Origin of the sequence: Colwellia ponticola, from assembly GCF_005885605.1 — a bacterium.
GTDB lineage: Bacteria > Pseudomonadota > Gammaproteobacteria > Enterobacterales > Alteromonadaceae > Colwellia > Colwellia ponticola.
Map to the genome: position 1 here is coordinate 54,178 of NZ_SZVP01000016.1, position 18,940 is coordinate 73,117.

The window sequence follows — 18,940 nt, forward strand, 5'->3', positions numbered from 1 at the left end:
AATGACTAAACAAACCATCACGGTAATTCCTGGCGACGGTATCGGTCCGAGCATTATTGATGCAACTATTCAGGTGTTAGATAAAGCAGGCTGTAATTTTGCCTATGAATATGCAGATGCGGGTTTAACCGCTTTAGAAAAACATGGCGAGTTGGTACCAGAAGAAACAATTAAGCTAATTGAAAAAAACAGAATCACCTTAAAAGGCCCGTTAACAACACCCGTTGGCGAAGGCTTTACCTCAATCAACGTCACCTTACGTAAACAATTTAAACTGTACGCCAACCTACGTCCGGTATTATCGTTTAAAGGCACTAAAGCGCGTTATGAAAATATTGATATTCTCACCGTACGCGAGAATACCCAAGGTATGTATTCAGGTGCAGGTCAAACAACATCTGAAGACGGTACCGAAGCGCACGCCATGAGTATTGTTACACGTGAAGGCGCTGAAAAAATATTAACCTTTGCTTACGAAACAGCAAAAAAAGAAGGCCGTAAAAAAGTAACCGCTGTTCATAAAGCGAATATTTTAAAATCAACATCGGGTTTATTCTTAAAAGTAGCACGAGAAGTAGCATTACGTTACCCTGAAATTGAGTCAACAGAGATGATTGTTGATAATTGCTGTATGCAGTTAGTGATGAACCCTGAGCAATTTGACGTGATTGTAACCACTAACCTTTTTGGTGATATTCTATCTGACTTATGTGCTGGTTTAGTGGGCGGCCTTGGTATGGCACCAGGCGCAAATATTGGCGATGATTGTGCAATTTTTGAAGCAGTACATGGCAGTGCTCCAGATATTGCAGGTAAAAACCTTGCTAACCCAACTTCTGTTATTCTGGCTGCTATTCAAATGCTTGAATACCTAGATATGGGTGATAAAGCCGAAAAAATTAGAGCGGCTATTACTGATGTTATTGCCACAGGTGATAGAACTACTGGTGATTTAGGCGGTACTCATGGTACTACCGACTTTACTCAAGCAGTACTTGAGAGACTATAAACGTTAAAAACTTATCGTTGTGAAGATCAGCTTATACAGAAAAGGCCGTTAAGTTTATTCATAACTTAACGGCCTTTTTATTTTGTTTATTGAGTCAATAATTTATTAAAGTAACAGTCTATTAGGTAACGACACCCTAATTTAACTTATTATGACTCTTTATTGCTAAGTGGCGCTGGTGATAATAAACGTGCGTGCACCGTCACTTCTTCACGATCATAGTAAAGGTGTTTTGCATACAGTTCATATCTCACGTTATGTAAAGCAAAAGCATCTTTGATTGCTTGTAAATCATTGTTAACTTGCTGATAACGCCCTTTCATTGGTAGCTTTAAGTTAAACATCGCTTCTTTACAATGACCATGTAATAACCACTCGCTCATCAGCTTAGCAACACGTTGTGGCTTTTCTATCATATCGCACACTAACCAATGAACATTTTGCTTCATAGGTTTGTATTTAAAACCATCCATCATCTTATGCTTTACTTGCCCTGTTTCCATTAGGGATTCAGCCATTGGACCGTTATCTATTGCCGTTACCATCATACCACGGCGTACTAATTGATAAGTCCAACCGCCAGGAGCAGAGCCTAAATCAACCGCATTCATGCCCGATGTTAAACGTTCATCCCATTCCTCTCGCGGGATAAAGTGTAAAAAGGCTTCATCTAGCTTCAGTGTTGAGCGACTGGGTGATGCGCTGGGGAATTTTAATCGAGGAATCCCCATCACATGAGGTGAACTATTACGTGCTAATGAAAAGCCTAAAATGACTTCTTGTCCGCTGAGAAATAACGCATGTAAAATAGCGCCTTCAGGATCATCTGCTGAATTATTAGCTTTCTGGGTAAGCACTTTGTTCTTGCGCAACGCTTGACGTAAAGGGACAGATAACTTTCGACAAAACTTACTTAACGACTTGCCATCATTATCATCAGCCATTTCCATACGTAAATCGCTGTATTGCCAATCATTACCTAATACTTCAGTAATAGCTTCAACTCGATTGTAATCTGGCAAGTCTATTTTATCCGTTACCGTGACAAACCACTGGCGAGCAAAAACAAGTCGCTTAAGCGGCAATTTATTCATTAAGGCTTCACCATGTTCGCTGACATGTAAGTGAAAAAAAACTAACCCTTGGTTTTTCTTTAGCTCTAAATAGCCATACATTTCGTTCCAAGCAGCTTTTTCTTGGATTTCTGCACCACACTCTTTTTCAAAGCCAGGTCGACAGAATAATACAATGGAGGTCATATGTTGTTTTACCTTTTCTAGCTAACGCCATCCTTTAATAAGATATGAACGTCAGCGTATTAACACGATAACAGTGCCATTAAAAACAGTGCGTTTAAAACAATGTTATTTAAAAGCCGTATCGTTAAAAATTATTTTTACCTTCTACCGCTAGCAACAGCCATGCAAATGCAAAAGCAATGCCACCAAAAGGTGTTAACTTGCCAATAACGGCCAGTTCAAAAAAAGACTTAATATATATTGTGCCGCAAAAGCATAGAATACCCATGACAAAGGCAATACTTGCCGCAATTAATACCGTAGAAGGCTTAGTAGTTTTCAACCAAACTAAAGTAGCTAATAACGCAAGCGTATGAATAAATTGATATTGTAACGCTGTTGCTAAACTAGATTGCACAGTAATAGGCAATGCTTGACCACCATGGGCGAGCCAAGCGCCGAATAGTACAGAAAAACAGCCACTGATACCAACAATAATCATCATAGTGTTAAGTAAAATAGACTGCACAGCTGATTTTATATGTTGAGGTTTATTGTTCTGTGTAGAATTCATCGTGTTTTCTCATGTTAAATGCTCTAATTAGTGACTTGTTATCTCTGCTTCTCAATGATTAACAGCCAATGAGTCAATAAAACAAACTATTTCTGTAACAGCTCTTTTCATATGTGCAGAGTAAGTAAAACCAGATTTAACCCTTGGTTTAAAGCTATGATCGCCGTCTTCTAAAAAAAAACATTGGCAGTGTTTTGGCAGTTGATACTCGCTAATTTCAGCTTTATTGCCTAGAGTATCACGATCACCTTGAACAATTAACACCGGCTTTTTAGCATCAAATAAAGGTTCAAGCCGATGTTTTTCTGGTTTTTTCGTTGGATGAAAAGGATAACCTAAACAAAAAACTGCAGAAATTTTAGTTAGCACGTTAGCGGGTAACAAGGTAGCATCGGCAACTAACATGGCCGCAACGCGAGACCCCATCGACTTACCACCAATAAATAAAGGTAAGTCTGTATCTAAGTGCTCAATAACATAATGAATAATAGTTTGATAACACGTTAATAGTTTAGGCATTCTATCAGGAGGGTATTTTTTACCTGTTAATCCCCTTTTATCCATAAAAGGGAAATTAAAACGTATAACATTAATATCCGATTCATTAAGTTGTCGTGATATTTCATTCATAAACTCATGCGACATATTAGCGCCCGCGCCATGGGCAAAGATAACCTGTGCTTTAGCATTCGCTACCCTATTAACTAATACACTAATGTCAGTGCCTTCTTCACCGATAATTTTTTCTTCTAAAGTCATTAATTTAATTGTCCATCTGTAATTTGTTCTTGCTCCGCACCAACCATTGCTAGCATCCACTCTCTAAAAGCGATAATTTTACCAATATCTTTTTGATTTTCACGACAAACAATAAAATACGCGTTATTACTCACTAAAACATCGTTAAAAGGACAAACCAAACGTCCAGAATCAATATCAGGCTTAGCTAAGACACTGTAAGCCAACGCAACACCTTGACCATGTAAAGCCGCTTGCAAAACCATGGTTGAATGACTAAAAATAGGCCCATGATTAACATTGGCGCCTTTAACCCCGACTTGTTTAAACCAACGCTTCCAGTCTTTACGTGAGGTATCATGCAGTAGCGTATGCTCAGACAAATCGGCCAATGATAGTAACGGTGGTTTACCGTTAGCGGCATTTTCTTGTAGTAATAAGGGGGAGCAAACGGGAATTAAGTATTCGGTATGTAACTTATCCGCATGAATATTTGGCCAACGACCTCGTCCATAATAAATGGCAATATCGACATCTTCAGTAAGAAAATTTTCCGCTTGGTCGACTGCTTTGATCCTAACATCAATATCCTGATGTAACGAACTAAAGGTGGTCAACCTTGGCACAAGCCATTGAATAGCAAAGCTAGCTTGTGAACTCACCGTTATCGCCCCCTTAGCTCCTCTTGCGAGCAGACGCTCAGTGGCATCATGTAGTGAGGTGAAAATATCCTTAATATCTAAATAATACGACTGCCCGTCTTCGGTCAGTAATAACGAGCGATTTTTTCGCATAAATAATTTAATGCCTAAATGCTCTTCTAATAATTTTATTTGATGACTTATTGCCGCTTGTGTAACAAAAAGCTCTGCTGCTGCTCGGGTAAAACTAAGCTGCCTTGCCGATGCTTCAAATGCTCTCAAGGCATTTAGTGGTGGTAGTCTTTTAGCCAAAATACGCCTTAACATGTTTAATAAAATGCAAAATATGCGGTTATTCTCTGCATAAAAACCCTTAAACTAAGCATAACAATTAATCATTAGTTATTCTAATGAATAGCATTAATTTAAGTCGGTTTTATTTTTTATCAACTGGGGTAGTATGCGCGCTGTAGATGAAGGACATCATCTCAATGTTTTATGTAATCAAAGTATAGCTTATGTTCCCAACCCATAAGCTATCGCTTTTTTAAAAGTAAAACCAGCATGAGAAAAGGTCCTAATACATCTATATGAAATTAATTTAGAGAATATTTAGGACAAATAACATGAAGCATTGCATTAAAAAAACGCACTTACTTATAACACTATTAGCCTGCTCTTTATTGAGTACTTCGGCAATATCTGCTGTACCTAAAGCCGTACTTGTTAAAGTAGATCCGGTTAACCCTGGGCAATTTATTGATATTGCTCATAACCATTTAAAGACATCTTTAGTCACAGCTAACATATTATTTATAAAACCATCAACAGACAGCACTATTGTTGAACAAAAGAAATTGGCTAATAAAAATAAGCCTATGACCTTAACGAATAACAGCGTAGTTGCTCAATAACCCGCTTGAGTTGTGCGGTATCAGTAAGCGACAACTATTGCTTAATCAACATGATAATGATCCGATCTAAATAAGGTTAAAGCTAAAAAAGGTGTCCTCAGACACCTTTTTATTACCTCAGTAAATAGAACAACGCTAAACGCAAGTGACGAAGCTAATCAGTGACCAGTGGTGTAAAGCCTTTTACTAAATCATCTATCGCTTTCATTTGTGCTAAGTAAGGCGCTAATTTATCCAGTGGTAGAGCACACGGTCCATCGCATTTAGCTGCTGAGGGATCTGGGTGTGCTTCAATAAATAAGCCAGCTATGCCTATGGCCATGCCACTGCGGGCTAATTGCGCCGCTTGAGCACGACGCCCATCAGCACTATCACTTCGTCCACCAGGTTTTTGTAAGGCGTGTGTTGCATCAAAGATAACTGGCGCGTAATTTTTCATTTCATCCATCGCCAACATATCAACAACGAGGTTGTTGTAACCAAAGCAACTGCCTCGCTCACACAAAATAATGTTATTGTTACCTGCTTCACCAAACTTGGTAATAATATGCTTCATTTCATGTGCCGCAAGAAATTGTGGCTTTTTAATATTAATCACTGCGCCCGTTTTAGCCATGGCAACAACCAAGTCAGTTTGTCTGGCTAAAAAGGCTGGTAATTGAATAACATCAACCACTTCGCTCACTGGCTGAGCTTGGTAAACTTCATGAACGTCAGTGATAATCGGTACATTAAAGGTGGATTTAATTTCTTCAAAGATTTTTAACCCTTCATCTAAGCCTGGTCCCCTGTAAGAATTAACTGAAGAGCGATTTGCTTTATCAAATGATGCTTTAAATACATACGGAATACCGAGTTTTTGTGTCACTTCAACATAATGCTCAGCAATTTTCATGGCTAAGTCGCGTGACTCAAGCACATTCATACCACCAAATAATACGAACGGTTGTTCGTTAGCAACGTCAATGCCTTTAACTTTAACGGATTTTATTGTCATCATTTTTCCTAAAAGGTGTTCTTAAAAAAATATGTTTATTTTCAGCTCTATTGCAAAAAAACTATTACTCTCTAGCTACCGATGATACGTAATAGTTGACCACACATCCAAGCCATGTAAGTACCTAGAGCATAGCCTAATACCGCCAGCAAAACACCGACAGGTGCTAATGACGGATGAAATGCCGAAGCAATGACAGGCGCAGAAGCTGCGCCACCAATATTAGCTTTACTACCTACGGCTAAATAAAAAATAGGGGCTTTAATCAACCGACCAACAGCAAACAATAAAATAACGTGTATTGCCATCCAAATTAAGCCAATAACTACGTACTTAGGTGCTTGTGCTATTTGAGTAATATCCATATGCAAGCCTATGGTAGCGACTAAAATATATAAAAAACTACTGCCTACTTTTGAGGCTCCAACAGACTCAAGTTGTCTCGCTTTGGTAAAAGATAAGCTCAAGCCAATAGTGGTCACTAAAACGATGATCCAAAATAATTTACTGTGTAAACTAAATTTTTTCAGTTCAGGAAAATTTTGTTGGAAAAAAGGCACGAGTAAATCAGCAGCAAAATGAGCCAAACCTGCTGCACCAAAGGCAATGGCGATAATCAACATAAAGTCTTTTAGATCTGGTGTGCGTTTATGCGCTTTTTCAAACGATTCAACATCAGCAATAAGTTTATCAATTGCCGAAGTATCTGCGCCACTTTTAGCATCAATCGCTTTATGGTTCGCGGCAATATATAACAAACATGCCATCCAAAGGTTAGCCACTACAATATCAACGGTAACCATAATGGTAAATATTTTACCATCGGCCAGATAAATCTCTTTCATCGCTAGCATATTAGCGCCGCCGCCAATCCAACTACCAGCCAAAGCCGCCATACCACGCCAAACCGCTTCAGGACCACTAACACCAATAAGTTCAGGCCAAATAACAGAAACAATGAGTAACGCAATAGGTCCGCCAATAACCACACCAACGGTACCTGTTAGAAACATAATAATGGCTTTACTGCCAAGCCCTGCAATGGCTTTTATATCAATGCTTAGCGTTAACAGTACTAAACAAGCTGGTAACAAAAAGTATTTTGCGACGTCGTCAACTTGGCTAAATTGCGCGCTAACGATGCCAAAGGTATTTAATAAAGAAGGTAGTAAATAACACATTAATAATGCCGGGACGTATTTATAAAATGTCCGACACACATTATTTTTACTATTAGACGTATAAAAAACAAAACCAAGAATAAGCGCTAAAAGGCCTAAGACGACCGCGTCATTGGTAATAAGTGGTGCAGCTATAACAATATTTTCTTGCATCAGGTTACCTTTTTTTATTTTTTATCTTTTATCTTTTATCATAACGCTTAATAGCTTTTATCACTTTATAGAAGCTAATTAACATTAATGTAATACGTTATTATCAATATCTATTTGTTCAAGCTGAATTTTTAATATTTGTGCGGCAGGATCTTTCGGGCACTGCTCTACAAAGTAGCGATAATCATCTACCGCGACTTTAAAGCAATCAAGTTGGTGTAGTAAAAAACCACGATCTCTACGTTGTAATGGATCGTCCGGGGTAAGCGACAAGATAATATCAACACAAGTCAGCGCTTTATCAAACGCTTGCTCATGAATCAAAATATTCTTCAGGGCCGATAGGTGTTCAACAAGTGCAACATTATCATCAATCGTTTGTAACCCTTGCTCACTGGGATCACCCTCTAGTTCATCTAAGCGTATGTCTAGTTCAGTCCAATCAAGTGACTCCCCAGTAACGGGATCAAAAATAATCGCGTACTGTTCATCACAGCATAAGCGCAACATAATTTTAGTAGGAATAAAGAGTAAATCTGTATCAAAACCGCAAGCAGTAATTATTTCTGCGACCAATGCTGCTTTGATAATAGGTGACATAGCTCGCTGATTTAAGCCTATCGCTACTTTATACGCTGAAATAGGCCAATGGGTCTGATAGCTATCAATAAACAAGTGCTGAAAATACAATTCATTAAGCAGCACCTCCGCTTTTTCTAATGGCGACTCAATTTCATTAATCATGGCTGCACATTGACTGATAATGACTTCTAAACTATCTAAAGAGGTATCAACTTTCTCATTCACTTGCACGCCATCGGCGAAAATATGTTCTTCAATTAAGATAAGCTTTTGCAGCAAATCTTTATCGACTGACTTTAATTCTGATAAAAATAATTCATTCATAACGAGTTAGTTAATTAATCCCATCTATTGTATGTTTAACTAATAAAAACAGTTGCTCTGTCTAAACAAACAGTATTGCTTCACGGGTCATGGCTAAGCGTATTACCAACATAACCCAGCCCATAGCGCCTAAATAGCCGAGGATTTGCATTGGCTTATTACGGGCTAATTTTAAGGTGTAGTAACCGGTAAAAATATAAGCAAATAATGCTAATATTTTTTCCGCTAACCATAGCTGCTCTATTGGATTTATACTCAGTTTTACTGCCAGAACAACACCTATGATAAGCAAAAAAGTATCTATCACATGAGGACTGATTTTTAACCATTTAGCGTCAAGTTTTTTTGAAGCGATAAAAGTTAAAATAAAGCGATAGGTGAATAAAGCAATACTCAGTACCGCAAGCGTTATATGTAAATGTTTCAACGTTATTCCTTTGTATTAATCATTGGGGTAAATAAGCCAATGATGAGTTAAATTTTTTGCCTAGTGTAACGACTTTACCTAAAAAAAGCTGTAGCGATTTTAGCCTATTAAACGTTATAAAGTATTGTTACTGTAAAGGGATTCTTTCACTACACTACCTTTGACAAATGACCTTTTGCGAGGGTAGCTTTTGTGAAGGGAGCTCTAGCTTAGTTAGCTATTTTGTAGGTAGCCCAGGTAATACGATCATGACCATTAAAGTCTTTGACTGTTTGTGCATTAGCATAACCTAAAGTGGTTAACAGTTTTCGTACCCCTTCAGCTTGCTCAAAGCCATGTTCAAAAAAAAGTGCGCCTTGGCTACTGAGAAAGCCTCTGGCTTGTTGTGCTATATGTTTAATATCACCAAAACCTTGCTCATCGGCAACTAAGGCTGATTCAGGTTCATAACGTACATCGCCTTCATGTAAGTGTTTATCTAACACATCGATATAAGGTGGATTGGAGACAATAACATCATAAGTACGCTCATTAACCGCACTAAACCAATTACTGTGAAAAATATTGACCTGACTTAACCCTAAGTCAACAGCGTTTTGCTTCGCTAATGCTACGGCATCATGGCTAAAATCAACCGCGTCAATTGTCCAGTGTGGCTGCTCTGATGCCAACGCTAAGGCAATAGCGCCAGTGCCTGTACCAAGGTCTAAGCAATGTAAGGTGTTATGTTGAGCAAAATGCTCGAGTACTAACTCAACTAACACTTCAGTGTCTGGACGTGGAATAAGCGTTGCTGGTGAAACCCGAAACGGCAATGACCAAAACTCTTGTACCCCAACAATATAAGCAATAGGCTCGCCAGCTATACGTCTTTGTAATAAGTCGAGGTAATGTTGAACGTTTGTTTTAGGTAACGTTTTTTCAGGCCAAGTTAAGAGGTAGCTGCGCGCCTTATCAAGCACAAATCCCAACAGGATTTGTGCATCAAGCTTAGCACTATCTGAACGCTGAGCTAATTGCTGCTGACCATAGTTTATTAAGCCTGCTATGGTATTAATTTGCATTGGTTTTTCTGATAACACTGCGTTAGTTTTGTTCAGCTAATTCAGCTAATAAATCGGCTTGGTTCTCTTGCATTATCGGCTCCATAATTAAATCTAAACTACCTTCCATAATTTCGCTTAGACGGTATAAAGTTAGATTAATACGGTGATCACTCATGCGACCTTGCGGGAAGTTGTAGGTACGAATTCGCTCAGAGCGATCGCCACTAGCAACAAGATTACGACGTGATGATTCTTCTTCACTACGACGTTTTTCATCTTCAGCTTGTTGTAGACGTGCTTGTAGTACAGACATCGCTTGTGCACGGTTTTTATGCTGAGAACGTTGTTCTTGACACTCAACGACAACCCCCGTAGGAATATGCGTAATACGAATAGCCGAGTCTGTTTTGTTAACATGCTGACCACCGGCACCAGAAGCCCGGAAAGTATCAACTTTTAAATCTGCTTTGTTAATTTCAATGGCATCAGATTCAGGAATTTCAGGCATAACCACAACAGTACAAGCTGAAGTATGTACACGCCCTTGCGATTCAGTAGCAGGTACGCGCTGTACGCGATGACCACCTGACTCAAATTTCATATGGCCATAAACGCCTTCGCCTTCAATTTTCATGATCAGTTCTTTATAGCCACCCTGCTCACTTTCATTGCTGTTCATGACTTCCAGTTTCCAGCCTTTCTTTTCACAATAACGGCTGTACATTCTAAAGATATCACCAGCAAAAATAGCAGCTTCGTCGCCACCTGCGCCAGCACGAATTTCAACAAAACAGTTGTTATCATCGTTAGGATCGCGTGGTAATAATAAAATTTGCAATTCATCGGCAATATCAGCAACCGCTTGTTTCGCGTCTTTGAACTCTTCCTGCGCCATTTCTCGCATCTCAGGATCGTCATCTTTAAGCATCATTTCGGCAGTAGCAAAATCATCTTCTGCACTTTTATAGTTATTAAAAACCGACGTCACAGCATCAAGCTCTTTAAACTCTTTAGATAAAGCTCTAAATTTTTCTTGATCTGAAATGGTAGCAGGATCAGATAATAGGGCCTGTACTTCTTCGAAGCGCTCTACCAGCACCTCAAGCTTTTGATAAACTGATGATTTCATTGGAGTTATTCTTATATTGCAGATAGGGGAAAGTAAATTATTGCTATTCTAGCACAGTAATAACGCGATCCACCATGCTCGATTAAAAATCGTTTCTGTGCGTTAACATCCGCTGTGCTTGATAAACACTCGACTTACTGTTTATTTTTCACTCAAAAAAGTGAATTAATAGCACTTAGTCATTCGAGTCAATGTTAAAGATATCGCGTAAATAAAGTAACTTATCAAGCTCACCACCTTGGGCAGCAGACTGTAAGGCGCTTGTTGGGGCATGCATGAATTTATTGGTAAGTTTAGTGGCAAGCTCGGCTAAAACAGCCTCTGACTTTTTACCATTTTTTAATTGCACAAACGCTTTTTCAAGCAAAACATCACGACTGTCTAAGCATTGTTTACGGTAACTAATGACGGTATCTTGAGTATTTAAGCCTCGCAACCAAGCCATAAAGTCATCAGACTGGCTATTAACAATACTTTCAGCTTGCACTGCTGCTTTACGACGGTTTTCCATGTTTTTAGCAATAATGCCTTGTAGATCATCAACCGTATATAAAAAAACATCTTCAAGTTCTGATACTTGCTCCTCAATATCTCGTGGTACAGCAAGGTCGACCATAAATATCGGCTGGTGCTTACGTGATGCTAAGGCCTGTTCAACCATACCTTTACCAATAATAGGTAAGGTAGAACCGGTAGAGCTAATAACAATATCAGCATTACGCATATGTTCAGGTATTTGCGCTAAGGTAATAACATCAGCGCCAATTTGCTTCGCCATATTGTCAGCGCGGGCTAAGGTTCTATTGGCAACAGTGATTTTACCGACATTATTTTCATAGAGATGTTTAGCGACTAACTCAATGGTTTCGCCTGCACCAACAAGAAGTACCTTAGTTTTTTCAAGACCGCCAAAGATGTGTTTAGCTAAATTTACCGAAGCAAAAGCGACAGAGACAGCACTAGCACCGATTTCAGTTTCAGTACGTACTTGTTTCGCTACGCCAAAGGTACGCTGAAATAGCCTATCCATCACCAACGACATAGACCCAGCAGCTTTTGCTTGGCTATACGCTTGCTTCATTTGACCTAAAATTTGTGGCTCACCTAACACTAGGGAGTCTAATCCACAAGCAACGCGCATCATGTGATTAACGGCTTGCTGGTCTTTATGCCAATATAAACTGGGTAAAATAGTAGAAGCTGGAACATTGTGGTAATTTTCTAACCATTGAACTAGACGTTGTTGTGTCGCATCAAAATCACCTTCTTGAACTAAGTATAACTCTGTTCTGTTACAGGTCGATAGAATAGCAACTTCGCGGCACTGTACTGCATTTAGCATTTCTTGTAGGGCAATAGAAAGCTTATCAGGATTAAAAGATATTTTTTCTCTTACTGCAACAGGCGCAGTTTTATGATTGATTCCAACAGCAACAATAGACACAGTAATAAACCTATTTTGTAAACATTCTGACAAGTTTTATAAAACTTATTTTATCTTATGAAGGCATTATAACCTAAGACCTACAATTAAAATATAATCTGCAGTATTAAAATATAATCTACAGTAAAAGCCCCTAAAAATAATACCGCTATTTACAAAGGCTAAAAAGCTATGCTTCAATACGTTTACTCTCGTGTTAATGATGTAGCAGCAATGGTCTTATTTTGAATATACGCTTTTATTTACCCTATTTATTGAGCGTTACTTTATTGAGCTTATTTTTATCCGGTTGTAGTACTCAACCAAATAAAAACGAAAACCAATCCTTTTCAACCTTAACTGGCCTCACGCCTGCACAGCGAATAGCGAAGTTAAAACAACTACAGCACTGGGGTATCACTGGAAAAATAGCTTTTATTGAAAAAGCATCGCGTAATAGTGCCACACTGCACTGGCAAGTTGATGAAAGAGCCACAACACAACAACTTAATTTAACCACCTATTTAGGCATTAATATTTTACAGCTTAAATCAACGGCGACTGATCACAGTATACAAGTGGATGGCAAAACCTATCATGGTAATAATCTTCAAGCGCTTATTTATTCGCTTACTGGCTTTACTTTACCGACCAAAGCATTAACGTTTTGGCTAAAAGGCATTCCTTTTCAAGTAACAGATAAAATAAGTAATGATAAATCAACAAAACTACCGCGAAACTTATCAAGTCTTTATAATGGTGAATTATGGCAAATTAATTACGCTGACTACCAGTATATTAATGGCTATCACTTAGCGAGTAAGTTTTCGATAAAAAAAGATGATTTATTAATTAAAATATCTGTTAACCGTTGGCTTATTAACGAATAGTTGATGTATTAACGGATTACCTAGTCTCTGCTCAAGTATTAGCTATTTGAGCGGCGCTAGTAAAGCTATTAGCTGTTCACAAAACTCAACATCAAAGAAAATCAAGCAAACTAAACATATTACTCCTGTTGTAAATTAGCCATTTTTTATAAGTAGAACTTTTCAATGTCCCACGCTAACCCTTTTATTAATAAAACACTTGAATTTCCATCACCGGCAAAAATCAATTTATTTTTACATATTGTCGGACAACGCGAAGATGGTTATCACAATTTAGAAACACTCTTTCAATTTATTGACTATAACGACACCATAAGCTTAACCGTTACTCAAGCCTCAGATATAACGTTATTAACACCAATTGAGGGGGTGGACAATGACGACAACTTAATTGTCAAAGCGGCTCGATTACTCAAAAACAAAACGAATACATCATTTGGCGCTAACATTAGTATTGATAAAATATTACCCATGGGCGGTGGCTTAGGGGGGGGGTCATCAAATGCAGCGACTGTATTAGTTGCCTTAAACACCTTATGGCAATGTCAGTTATCATTAGATGAGTTAGCTGAATTAGGGCTGAGTCTTGGTGCTGATGTACCCATTTTTGTGCATGGATTTGCCGCCTTTGCTCAAGGTGTTGGTGAGCAACTGAGTATGATAGAACCACAAGAGTCATGGTATTTAATCACTAAACCTGAATGTAGTATCTCTACCCAGCAAGTTTTTACTGCAAAAGATCTCCCTAGAAATACCAAGAAACTTTCCCCCTCAGCCCTTAAAACTAGGGACTTTATTAATAAAAATTTTCATAATGACTGCCAAACACTGGTAATAAAATATTATCCTGAGGTTGCCAAGTTACTGGCTTGGTTGTTAGAATACGCCCCCTCAAGAATGACAGGAACTGGCTCGTGTATTTTCACACAGTTTTCTAGTTCGCAAGAGGCGCTTTCATTACAAGCAAAACTCCCAAAAGGAATAAGCTCTTTTGTCGCGCAAGGGCTCAATAAGTCCCCACTATGTTCAGTAATAGCTAAGCTATAATTGAATTAAGTAAAATTTATAACTTTTTTGCTAGCTTAACCCGTTCGACTATTTCAAGCTCGATATTGAGCTTGAAAAATCTGCTACTGTTAAGCCAGCGTATATTGTTCAATGATTGTTTATCAATCAAAGAGCCTACTTTTAATGTCAAATATTTCTGAGGAATCGAAAGTGCCTGACATGAAGATTTTTGCGGGTAATGCCACCCCTGAACTGGCCAAAAAAATTGCTGATCGCCTATATATGCCTTTGGGTGATGCTCAAGTAGGCAGTTTTAGTGATGGTGAAATAAGTGTTGAAATAAATGAAAACGTCCGTGGTGCTGATGTTTTTATCATTCAATCTACTTGTGCTCCAACCAACAATAACTTAATGGAATTAATTGTTATGATAGACGCTTTGCGTCGTGCCTCTGCTGGGCGTATCACTGCAGTAATTCCTTATTTTGGTTATGCTCGCCAAGACCGACGCGTACGTAGTGCTCGTGTACCTATTACAGCAAAGGTTGTTGCTGACTTTTTATCAAGCGTAGGTGTTGACCGTGTTTTAACGGTTGATTTACATGCCGAGCAGATCCAAGGGTTCTTCGACGTACCTGTTGATAATGCTTTTGGTACTCCTATCTTACTAGATGACATGAAGAACCGTGAGCTAGATAACCCTGTGGTTGTTTCTCCTGATATCGGTGGTGTAGTTCGTGCGCGCGCGGTGGCTAAATTACTTGATGATGCTGATTTAGCGATTATTGATAAACGTCGCCCTAAAGCTAATATTGCTCAAGTAATGCATATTATTGGTGATGTTAATGGTCGTGATTGTATTATTGTAGATGATATGATTGATACCGGTGGCACATTGGCTAAAGCAGCAGAAGCATTGAAAGAGCATGGCGCAAAACGTGTTATTGCTTATGCTACTCATCCTGTATTATCAGGTAATGCCGCCAAAAACCTTAGAGAATCGGTTATTGATGAACTTGTTGTTACTGACTCAATTCCACTTTCTGAAGAAATTAAAGCACTGAATATGGTTCGCCAATTAACGCTAAGTGGTATGTTAAGTGAAGCGATTCGTCGTGTTAGTAATGAAGAATCTATTTCTGCCATGTTTGACTAATTCCTAGTAGTTAATATCTAGGTTTACTTACTCATAGTAAAAAGCAGCCATTATTAATGGCTGCTTTTTTATTCCCCCCTTCCTTGTATTCGTCTTGCTTAATTATTACTGCTCTACTTTCACCTATTACCTTACTAAAATACTGTATATTTTTAATAGCTTTACTTCAGGCGAAATGTTATTATGCCGCGCCTTTTTTATCTAATAGATTACCTAGCAGATAGTGACTTATCACGACTACTTAGGTAACCGGTATTGCGATAATAAAGAGTACCTCCTTGTTTTTGGTCGCAAAAAACAAGATATAATTTTTAAGTTTTTTAACTTATATAACAGAAGAGTATTAAAATGACTGATTTATTAACATTAGAAGCTGAAGTACGTACTGATTTAGGGAAAGGTGCGAGCCGCCGCCTACGTCACGCGAACAAAGTTCCTGCTATCCTTTACGGTGAAAACAAAGAATCTATTTCTTTAACGTTAGAACACAAAAATGTTTTTCGTGCTCAACAAGAAGAAGCGTTCTACTCACAAGTAGTAACATTAAACATTGCTGGTAAGCCAGTTGAGTGTTTAGTTAAAGATATGCAACGTCACCCGTTCAAGCAAATCATAATGCACGTAGATTTCTTACGCATTAACGCTAAACATCAAGTTCAAGCGCATGCTCCAATTCACTTCCTTAACGAAGATATTGCAGCAAAAACTGGTGCTAACATTTCTCATCACATAAATGAAATTGCTATCACTTGTTTACCAAAAGATTTACCTGAGTCAATCGAAATTGACCTTGCTAATCTTGAAGTTGGTCAAACATTGCATTTATCAGATGTTACTTTCCCAGCGGGCGTTACTTCTGATGATTTAAGCAAAGGCGAAGATCACGATTTAGCCGTTGTTACTGCTAACGCTCCTAAAACAGCTAAAGCTGAAGACGATCAAGAAGCAGCTCCAGCAGAAGAAGCTCCATCTGCTGAATAATAGTCACCTACATTTATAATATTATAGATAATGACTATTAAACTAATTGCGGGACTGGGTAATCCTGGTCCCGAATATAGCAGAACACGCCACAACGCAGGTGTTTGGTTTGTAGAAGAACTAGCACGTAGCCACAACATACCTCTCCTCCCCGAAAAAAAATACTCTGGTCTTTATGGTAAAGGGTTAATCGCGGGACACCTTGTCCATTTACTTATTCCAACCACTTTTATGAACCGTAGTGGTCAAGCCGTTGCTTCTCTTGCTAATTTTTATAAAATTTCAGTAGATGATATCTTAGTTGCTCACGATGAATTAGATATGCAGCCAGGTGTTTGTAAAATTAAAAAAGGCGGTGGTCACGGCGGTCATAATGGCTTGCGTGATATTATTTCGCGTATGGCTAATAATAAAGAATTTTACCGGTTACGTATCGGCATTGACCACCCTGGTCATCGCGATAAAGTAACAGGTCATGTACTGGGTAAAGCGCCAAGTGCAGAACAAGCAAAAATTGAACAAGCAATCGACGAGGCTAGTCGATGCTTAGATATTTGGTTACAAGACGACTTAAAGAAAGCACAAAACCGCTTACACTCCTTTAAAGCAGAGTAAGTAATAAGCGCATCAATAGTCTCAAAACACACGTTAGTAAATAATCAGTAGGAATAAATCATGGGTTTTAAATGTGGTATCGTTGGCTTGCCTAACGTCGGTAAATCAACACTATTCAATGCACTTACCAAAGCGGGTATTGATGCAGCAAACTTTCCATTTTGTACTATTGAACCAAATACTGGCGTAGTACCGGTGCCAGATCCTCGCTTAGATAAGCTAACAGCTATAGTAAAACCTGAGCGGGTATTAGCGACAACGATGGAATTTGTTGATATTGCTGGTCTCGTTGCTGGTGCATCAAAAGGTGAAGGGCTAGGCAATAAATTCCTTGCTAATATTCGTGAAACTGATGCTATTGGTCACGTAGTTCGCTGCTTTGATAATGATAATATTATTCATGTTGCTAATAAAGTAAGTCCTATTGATGATATTGAAGTAATCAATACCGAATTAGCCCTATCTGATATGGACACGGCTGAACGTGCAATTTTCCGCCTAGCTAAAAAAGCTAAGGGTGGTGATAAAGATGCTAAATTTGAAATGCCGGTATTGGAAAAAATATTAAAGCATGTTGAAGAAGGCCACATGATTCGCTCTTTAGCGTTAACTAAAGAAGAAAAAGCAGCTGTTGACTACTTAAACTTCTTAACAATAAAGCCTACCATGTATATTGCTAACGTTAACGATGATGGTTTTGAAAATAATCCTTACCTTGAACAAGTACAAAAGATAGCGGAGGCTGAAGGCGCTATTGTTGTTGCAGTTTGTGCTGAAATTGAAAGTGAATTGTCTGAAATGGATGATGAAGATCGCATTGAATTTATGGCTGAAATGGGCTTAGAAGAGCCAGGCCTAAATCGTGTAATCAATGCCGGTTATTCGTTATTGCACTTACAAACTTACTTTACTGCCGGCGTTAAAGAAGTACGCGCATGGACAGTAAAACAAAATGCCACTGCACCACAAGCAGCTGGCGTTATTCATACTGACTTTGAAAAAGGCTTTATTCGCGCTGAAATAATTAGTTATGACGACTTTATTGAGTTTAACGGTGAATCGGGTGCTAAAGAAGCCGGTAAATGGCGTTTAGAGGGTAAAGAATACCGCGTAAAAGACGGCGATGTAATTCACTTCCGCTTTAATGTATAACCACACGATAGCATAACAGCGTTACCAAAAAAGGCTCATTACCATGGGCCTTTTTTGTGCCTGTAAAACGCTAATAATATTCACTTAGATGCGCATTCGCTAATGTTCAGCATTAATAATGCCTAAGGTAATAGTTTTAGCGCGACCTTGATTACAGAAAGTAGCTGCTAAAAAATAAATTTAAGTCTGACTAAGCGACTATAGCCAACTATAAATTTAATATGATGAATAAATGATGATAAAAAAGTATTAAACTATATAATTTAATAAAAAAGAGTATTTAATTCCCTAAGCAATATAAAAAATAACGCCAAGTAGTGCTTATTGTTTTACTAAATTATCTAAATCATAAACCTTAACATATAGCCATTTTATTGAAACAAGGTATTTAGCGCCTTTAAATTGCATAGTTATTCGGCAAAATGTGCACGCAATAGTCAAACAAATAAAAAACACAAGTTTTTTGAAAAAAACGGTTGACGTAAGGTAAGTTGATTAGCATAATACGCCGCACTTGCTACAGAGCAGGTTGGTAATGGCTACATAGCTCAGTTGGTTAGAGCACATCACTCATAATGATGGGGTCCCAGGTTCGAGTCCCGGTGTAGCCACCATTTATTTAAATAGTATATTTAAATAAAGAGTTCAAGTCTCTTTAAAAACTTGAATGTATGCGGGTTTGGCGGAATTGGTAGACGCGCTGGATTTAGGTTCCAGTATCGCAAGATGTGAGAGTTCAAGTCTCTTGACCCGCACCATTTCA

Annotated in this window: 19 protein-coding genes and 2 tRNA genes; 10 read left to right on the forward strand and 11 right to left on the reverse strand. The window is 38.4% G+C overall.

The window, feature by feature from the left end; all coding sequences use genetic code 11:
• Position 1: 1 nt before the first annotated feature.
• Positions 2-1,009, forward strand: a complete 1,008-nt coding sequence (locus FCS21_RS13875) for an isocitrate dehydrogenase (protein ID WP_138624143.1) — start codon at positions 2-4, stop codon at positions 1,007-1,009.
• Between the two features lie 149 nt (positions 1,010-1,158).
• On the opposite strand, the gene rlmM is transcribed toward FCS21_RS13875, so the two are convergent.
• From rlmM to FCS21_RS13895, 4 genes are all read right to left on the reverse strand, one after another.
• On the reverse strand, positions 1,159-2,268 hold the full coding sequence (gene rlmM, locus FCS21_RS13880; RefSeq protein ID WP_138624144.1) for a 23S rRNA (cytidine(2498)-2'-O)-methyltransferase RlmM: 1,110 nt from the start codon (positions 2,266-2,268) through the stop codon (positions 1,159-1,161).
• Positions 2,269-2,392: 124 nt separating this feature from the next.
• Positions 2,393-2,821, reverse strand: a complete 429-nt coding sequence (locus FCS21_RS13885; protein ID WP_138624145.1) for a DUF423 domain-containing protein — start codon at positions 2,819-2,821, stop codon at positions 2,393-2,395.
• Between the two features lie 51 nt (positions 2,822-2,872).
• The gene (locus tag FCS21_RS13890) at positions 2,873-3,580 is read right to left on the reverse strand and encodes an alpha/beta family hydrolase (protein ID WP_138624146.1); all 708 of its coding nucleotides are present in this window, start codon (positions 3,578-3,580) and stop codon (positions 2,873-2,875) included.
• The gene (locus tag FCS21_RS13895; protein WP_138624147.1) at positions 3,580-4,512 is read right to left on the reverse strand and encodes a transcriptional regulator GcvA; all 933 of its coding nucleotides are present in this window, start codon (positions 4,510-4,512) and stop codon (positions 3,580-3,582) included. The genes FCS21_RS13890 and FCS21_RS13895 overlap by 1 nt, the downstream gene beginning before the upstream one ends.
• 314 nt (positions 4,513-4,826) lie before the next feature.
• Here FCS21_RS13895 and FCS21_RS13900 point away from each other — a divergent pair, with 314 nt between their 5' ends.
• On the forward strand, positions 4,827-5,114 hold the full coding sequence (locus FCS21_RS13900) for a hypothetical protein (protein WP_138624148.1): 288 nt from the start codon (positions 4,827-4,829) through the stop codon (positions 5,112-5,114).
• Between the two features lie 154 nt (positions 5,115-5,268).
• On the opposite strand, the gene kdsA is transcribed toward FCS21_RS13900, so the two are convergent.
• From kdsA to hemA, 7 genes are all read right to left on the reverse strand, one after another.
• The gene (gene kdsA, locus FCS21_RS13905; RefSeq protein ID WP_138624149.1) at positions 5,269-6,111 is read right to left on the reverse strand and encodes a 3-deoxy-8-phosphooctulonate synthase; all 843 of its coding nucleotides are present in this window, start codon (positions 6,109-6,111) and stop codon (positions 5,269-5,271) included.
• A 71-nt stretch (positions 6,112-6,182) separates the two neighbouring features.
• Positions 6,183-7,445 (reverse strand): DUF819 family protein, encoded by a 1,263-nt coding sequence (locus FCS21_RS13910; protein WP_171035715.1) that lies wholly within the window; start codon positions 7,443-7,445, stop codon positions 6,183-6,185.
• Positions 7,446-7,529: 84 nt separating this feature from the next.
• Positions 7,530-8,351 (reverse strand): SirB1 family protein, encoded by an 822-nt coding sequence (locus FCS21_RS13915; protein WP_138624150.1) that lies wholly within the window; start codon positions 8,349-8,351, stop codon positions 7,530-7,532.
• A gap of 61 nt (positions 8,352-8,412) precedes the next feature.
• Positions 8,413-8,778, reverse strand: coding sequence for a SirB2 family protein (locus tag FCS21_RS13920; protein WP_138624151.1), 366 nt, complete (start codon positions 8,776-8,778; stop codon positions 8,413-8,415).
• Positions 8,779-8,987: 209 nt separating this feature from the next.
• The gene (prmC, locus tag FCS21_RS13925) at positions 8,988-9,842 is read right to left on the reverse strand and encodes a peptide chain release factor N(5)-glutamine methyltransferase (protein WP_138624152.1); all 855 of its coding nucleotides are present in this window, start codon (positions 9,840-9,842) and stop codon (positions 8,988-8,990) included.
• A gap of 22 nt (positions 9,843-9,864) precedes the next feature.
• Positions 9,865-10,953, reverse strand: coding sequence for a peptide chain release factor 1 (gene prfA, locus FCS21_RS13930; protein ID WP_138624153.1), 1,089 nt, complete (start codon positions 10,951-10,953; stop codon positions 9,865-9,867).
• Positions 10,954-11,128: 175 nt separating this feature from the next.
• Positions 11,129-12,397 carry a glutamyl-tRNA reductase gene (hemA, locus tag FCS21_RS13935; RefSeq protein ID WP_138624154.1) on the reverse strand — a complete coding sequence of 423 codons (1,269 nt, stop codon included), beginning with the start codon at positions 12,395-12,397 and terminating at the stop codon, positions 11,129-11,131.
• A 224-nt stretch (positions 12,398-12,621) separates the two neighbouring features.
• On the opposite strand from hemA, the gene lolB reads away from it, so the two are divergent.
• The 8 genes from lolB to FCS21_RS13975 all read left to right on the forward strand — a co-directional run bounded on the left by lolB (position 12,622) and on the right by FCS21_RS13975 (position 18,935).
• Positions 12,622-13,266 (forward strand): lipoprotein insertase outer membrane protein LolB, encoded by a 645-nt coding sequence (gene lolB, locus FCS21_RS13940; RefSeq protein ID WP_246047262.1) that lies wholly within the window; start codon positions 12,622-12,624, stop codon positions 13,264-13,266.
• Between the two features lie 165 nt (positions 13,267-13,431).
• Complete coding sequence (gene ispE / locus FCS21_RS13945) at positions 13,432-14,313, forward strand: 4-(cytidine 5'-diphospho)-2-C-methyl-D-erythritol kinase (protein ID WP_138624156.1); 882 nt, start codon at positions 13,432-13,434, stop codon at positions 14,311-14,313.
• Between the two features lie 171 nt (positions 14,314-14,484).
• Positions 14,485-15,429, forward strand: a complete 945-nt coding sequence (locus FCS21_RS13950; RefSeq protein ID WP_138624179.1) for a ribose-phosphate pyrophosphokinase — start codon at positions 14,485-14,487, stop codon at positions 15,427-15,429.
• 348 nt (positions 15,430-15,777) lie between these two features.
• A complete protein-coding gene (locus tag FCS21_RS13955; protein WP_138624157.1) occupies positions 15,778-16,410 on the forward strand; it encodes a 50S ribosomal protein L25/general stress protein Ctc in 633 nt (210 codons plus the stop codon).
• 30 nt (positions 16,411-16,440) lie between these two features.
• Positions 16,441-17,025, forward strand: a complete 585-nt coding sequence (gene pth / locus FCS21_RS13960) for an aminoacyl-tRNA hydrolase (protein WP_138624158.1) — start codon at positions 16,441-16,443, stop codon at positions 17,023-17,025.
• Positions 17,026-17,085: 60 nt separating this feature from the next.
• Positions 17,086-18,177 carry a redox-regulated ATPase YchF gene (gene ychF, locus FCS21_RS13965; protein WP_138624159.1) on the forward strand — a complete coding sequence of 364 codons (1,092 nt, stop codon included), beginning with the start codon at positions 17,086-17,088 and terminating at the stop codon, positions 18,175-18,177.
• 537 nt (positions 18,178-18,714) lie between these two features.
• Positions 18,715-18,791: transfer RNA gene (locus tag FCS21_RS13970), tRNA-Met, on the forward strand.
• Positions 18,792-18,850: 59 nt separating this feature from the next.
• Positions 18,851-18,935 (forward strand) — tRNA-Leu (locus tag FCS21_RS13975).
• Positions 18,936-18,940 lie beyond the last annotated feature (5 nt).

Coding starts and splice junctions, on each gene's coding strand:
- FCS21_RS13875 (WP_138624143.1), top strand. CDS start 2: ATGACTAAACAAACCATCACGGTAATTCCTGGCGACGGTATCGGTCCG.
- rlmM (WP_138624144.1), bottom strand. CDS start 2,268: ATGACCTCCATTGTATTATTCTGTCGACCTGGCTTTGAAAAAGAGTGT.
- FCS21_RS13885 (WP_138624145.1), bottom strand. CDS start 2,821: ATGAATTCTACACAGAACAATAAACCTCAACATATAAAATCAGCTGTG.
- FCS21_RS13890 (WP_138624146.1), bottom strand. CDS start 3,580: ATGACTTTAGAAGAAAAAATTATCGGTGAAGAAGGCACTGACATTAGT.
- FCS21_RS13900 (WP_138624148.1), top strand. CDS start 4,827: ATGAAGCATTGCATTAAAAAAACGCACTTACTTATAACACTATTAGCC.
- kdsA (WP_138624149.1), bottom strand. CDS start 6,111: ATGACAATAAAATCCGTTAAAGTTAAAGGCATTGACGTTGCTAACGAA.
- FCS21_RS13910 (WP_171035715.1), bottom strand. CDS start 7,445: ATGCAAGAAAATATTGTTATAGCTGCACCACTTATTACCAATGACGCG.
- FCS21_RS13915 (WP_138624150.1), bottom strand. CDS start 8,351: ATGAATGAATTATTTTTATCAGAATTAAAGTCAGTCGATAAAGATTTG.
- prmC (WP_138624152.1), bottom strand. CDS start 9,842: ATGCAAATTAATACCATAGCAGGCTTAATAAACTATGGTCAGCAGCAA.
- prfA (WP_138624153.1), bottom strand. CDS start 10,953: ATGAAATCATCAGTTTATCAAAAGCTTGAGGTGCTGGTAGAGCGCTTC.
- ispE (WP_138624156.1), top strand. CDS start 13,432: ATGTCCCACGCTAACCCTTTTATTAATAAAACACTTGAATTTCCATCA.
- FCS21_RS13955 (WP_138624157.1), top strand. CDS start 15,778: ATGACTGATTTATTAACATTAGAAGCTGAAGTACGTACTGATTTAGGG.
- pth (WP_138624158.1), top strand. CDS start 16,441: ATGACTATTAAACTAATTGCGGGACTGGGTAATCCTGGTCCCGAATAT.
- ychF (WP_138624159.1), top strand. CDS start 17,086: ATGGGTTTTAAATGTGGTATCGTTGGCTTGCCTAACGTCGGTAAATCA.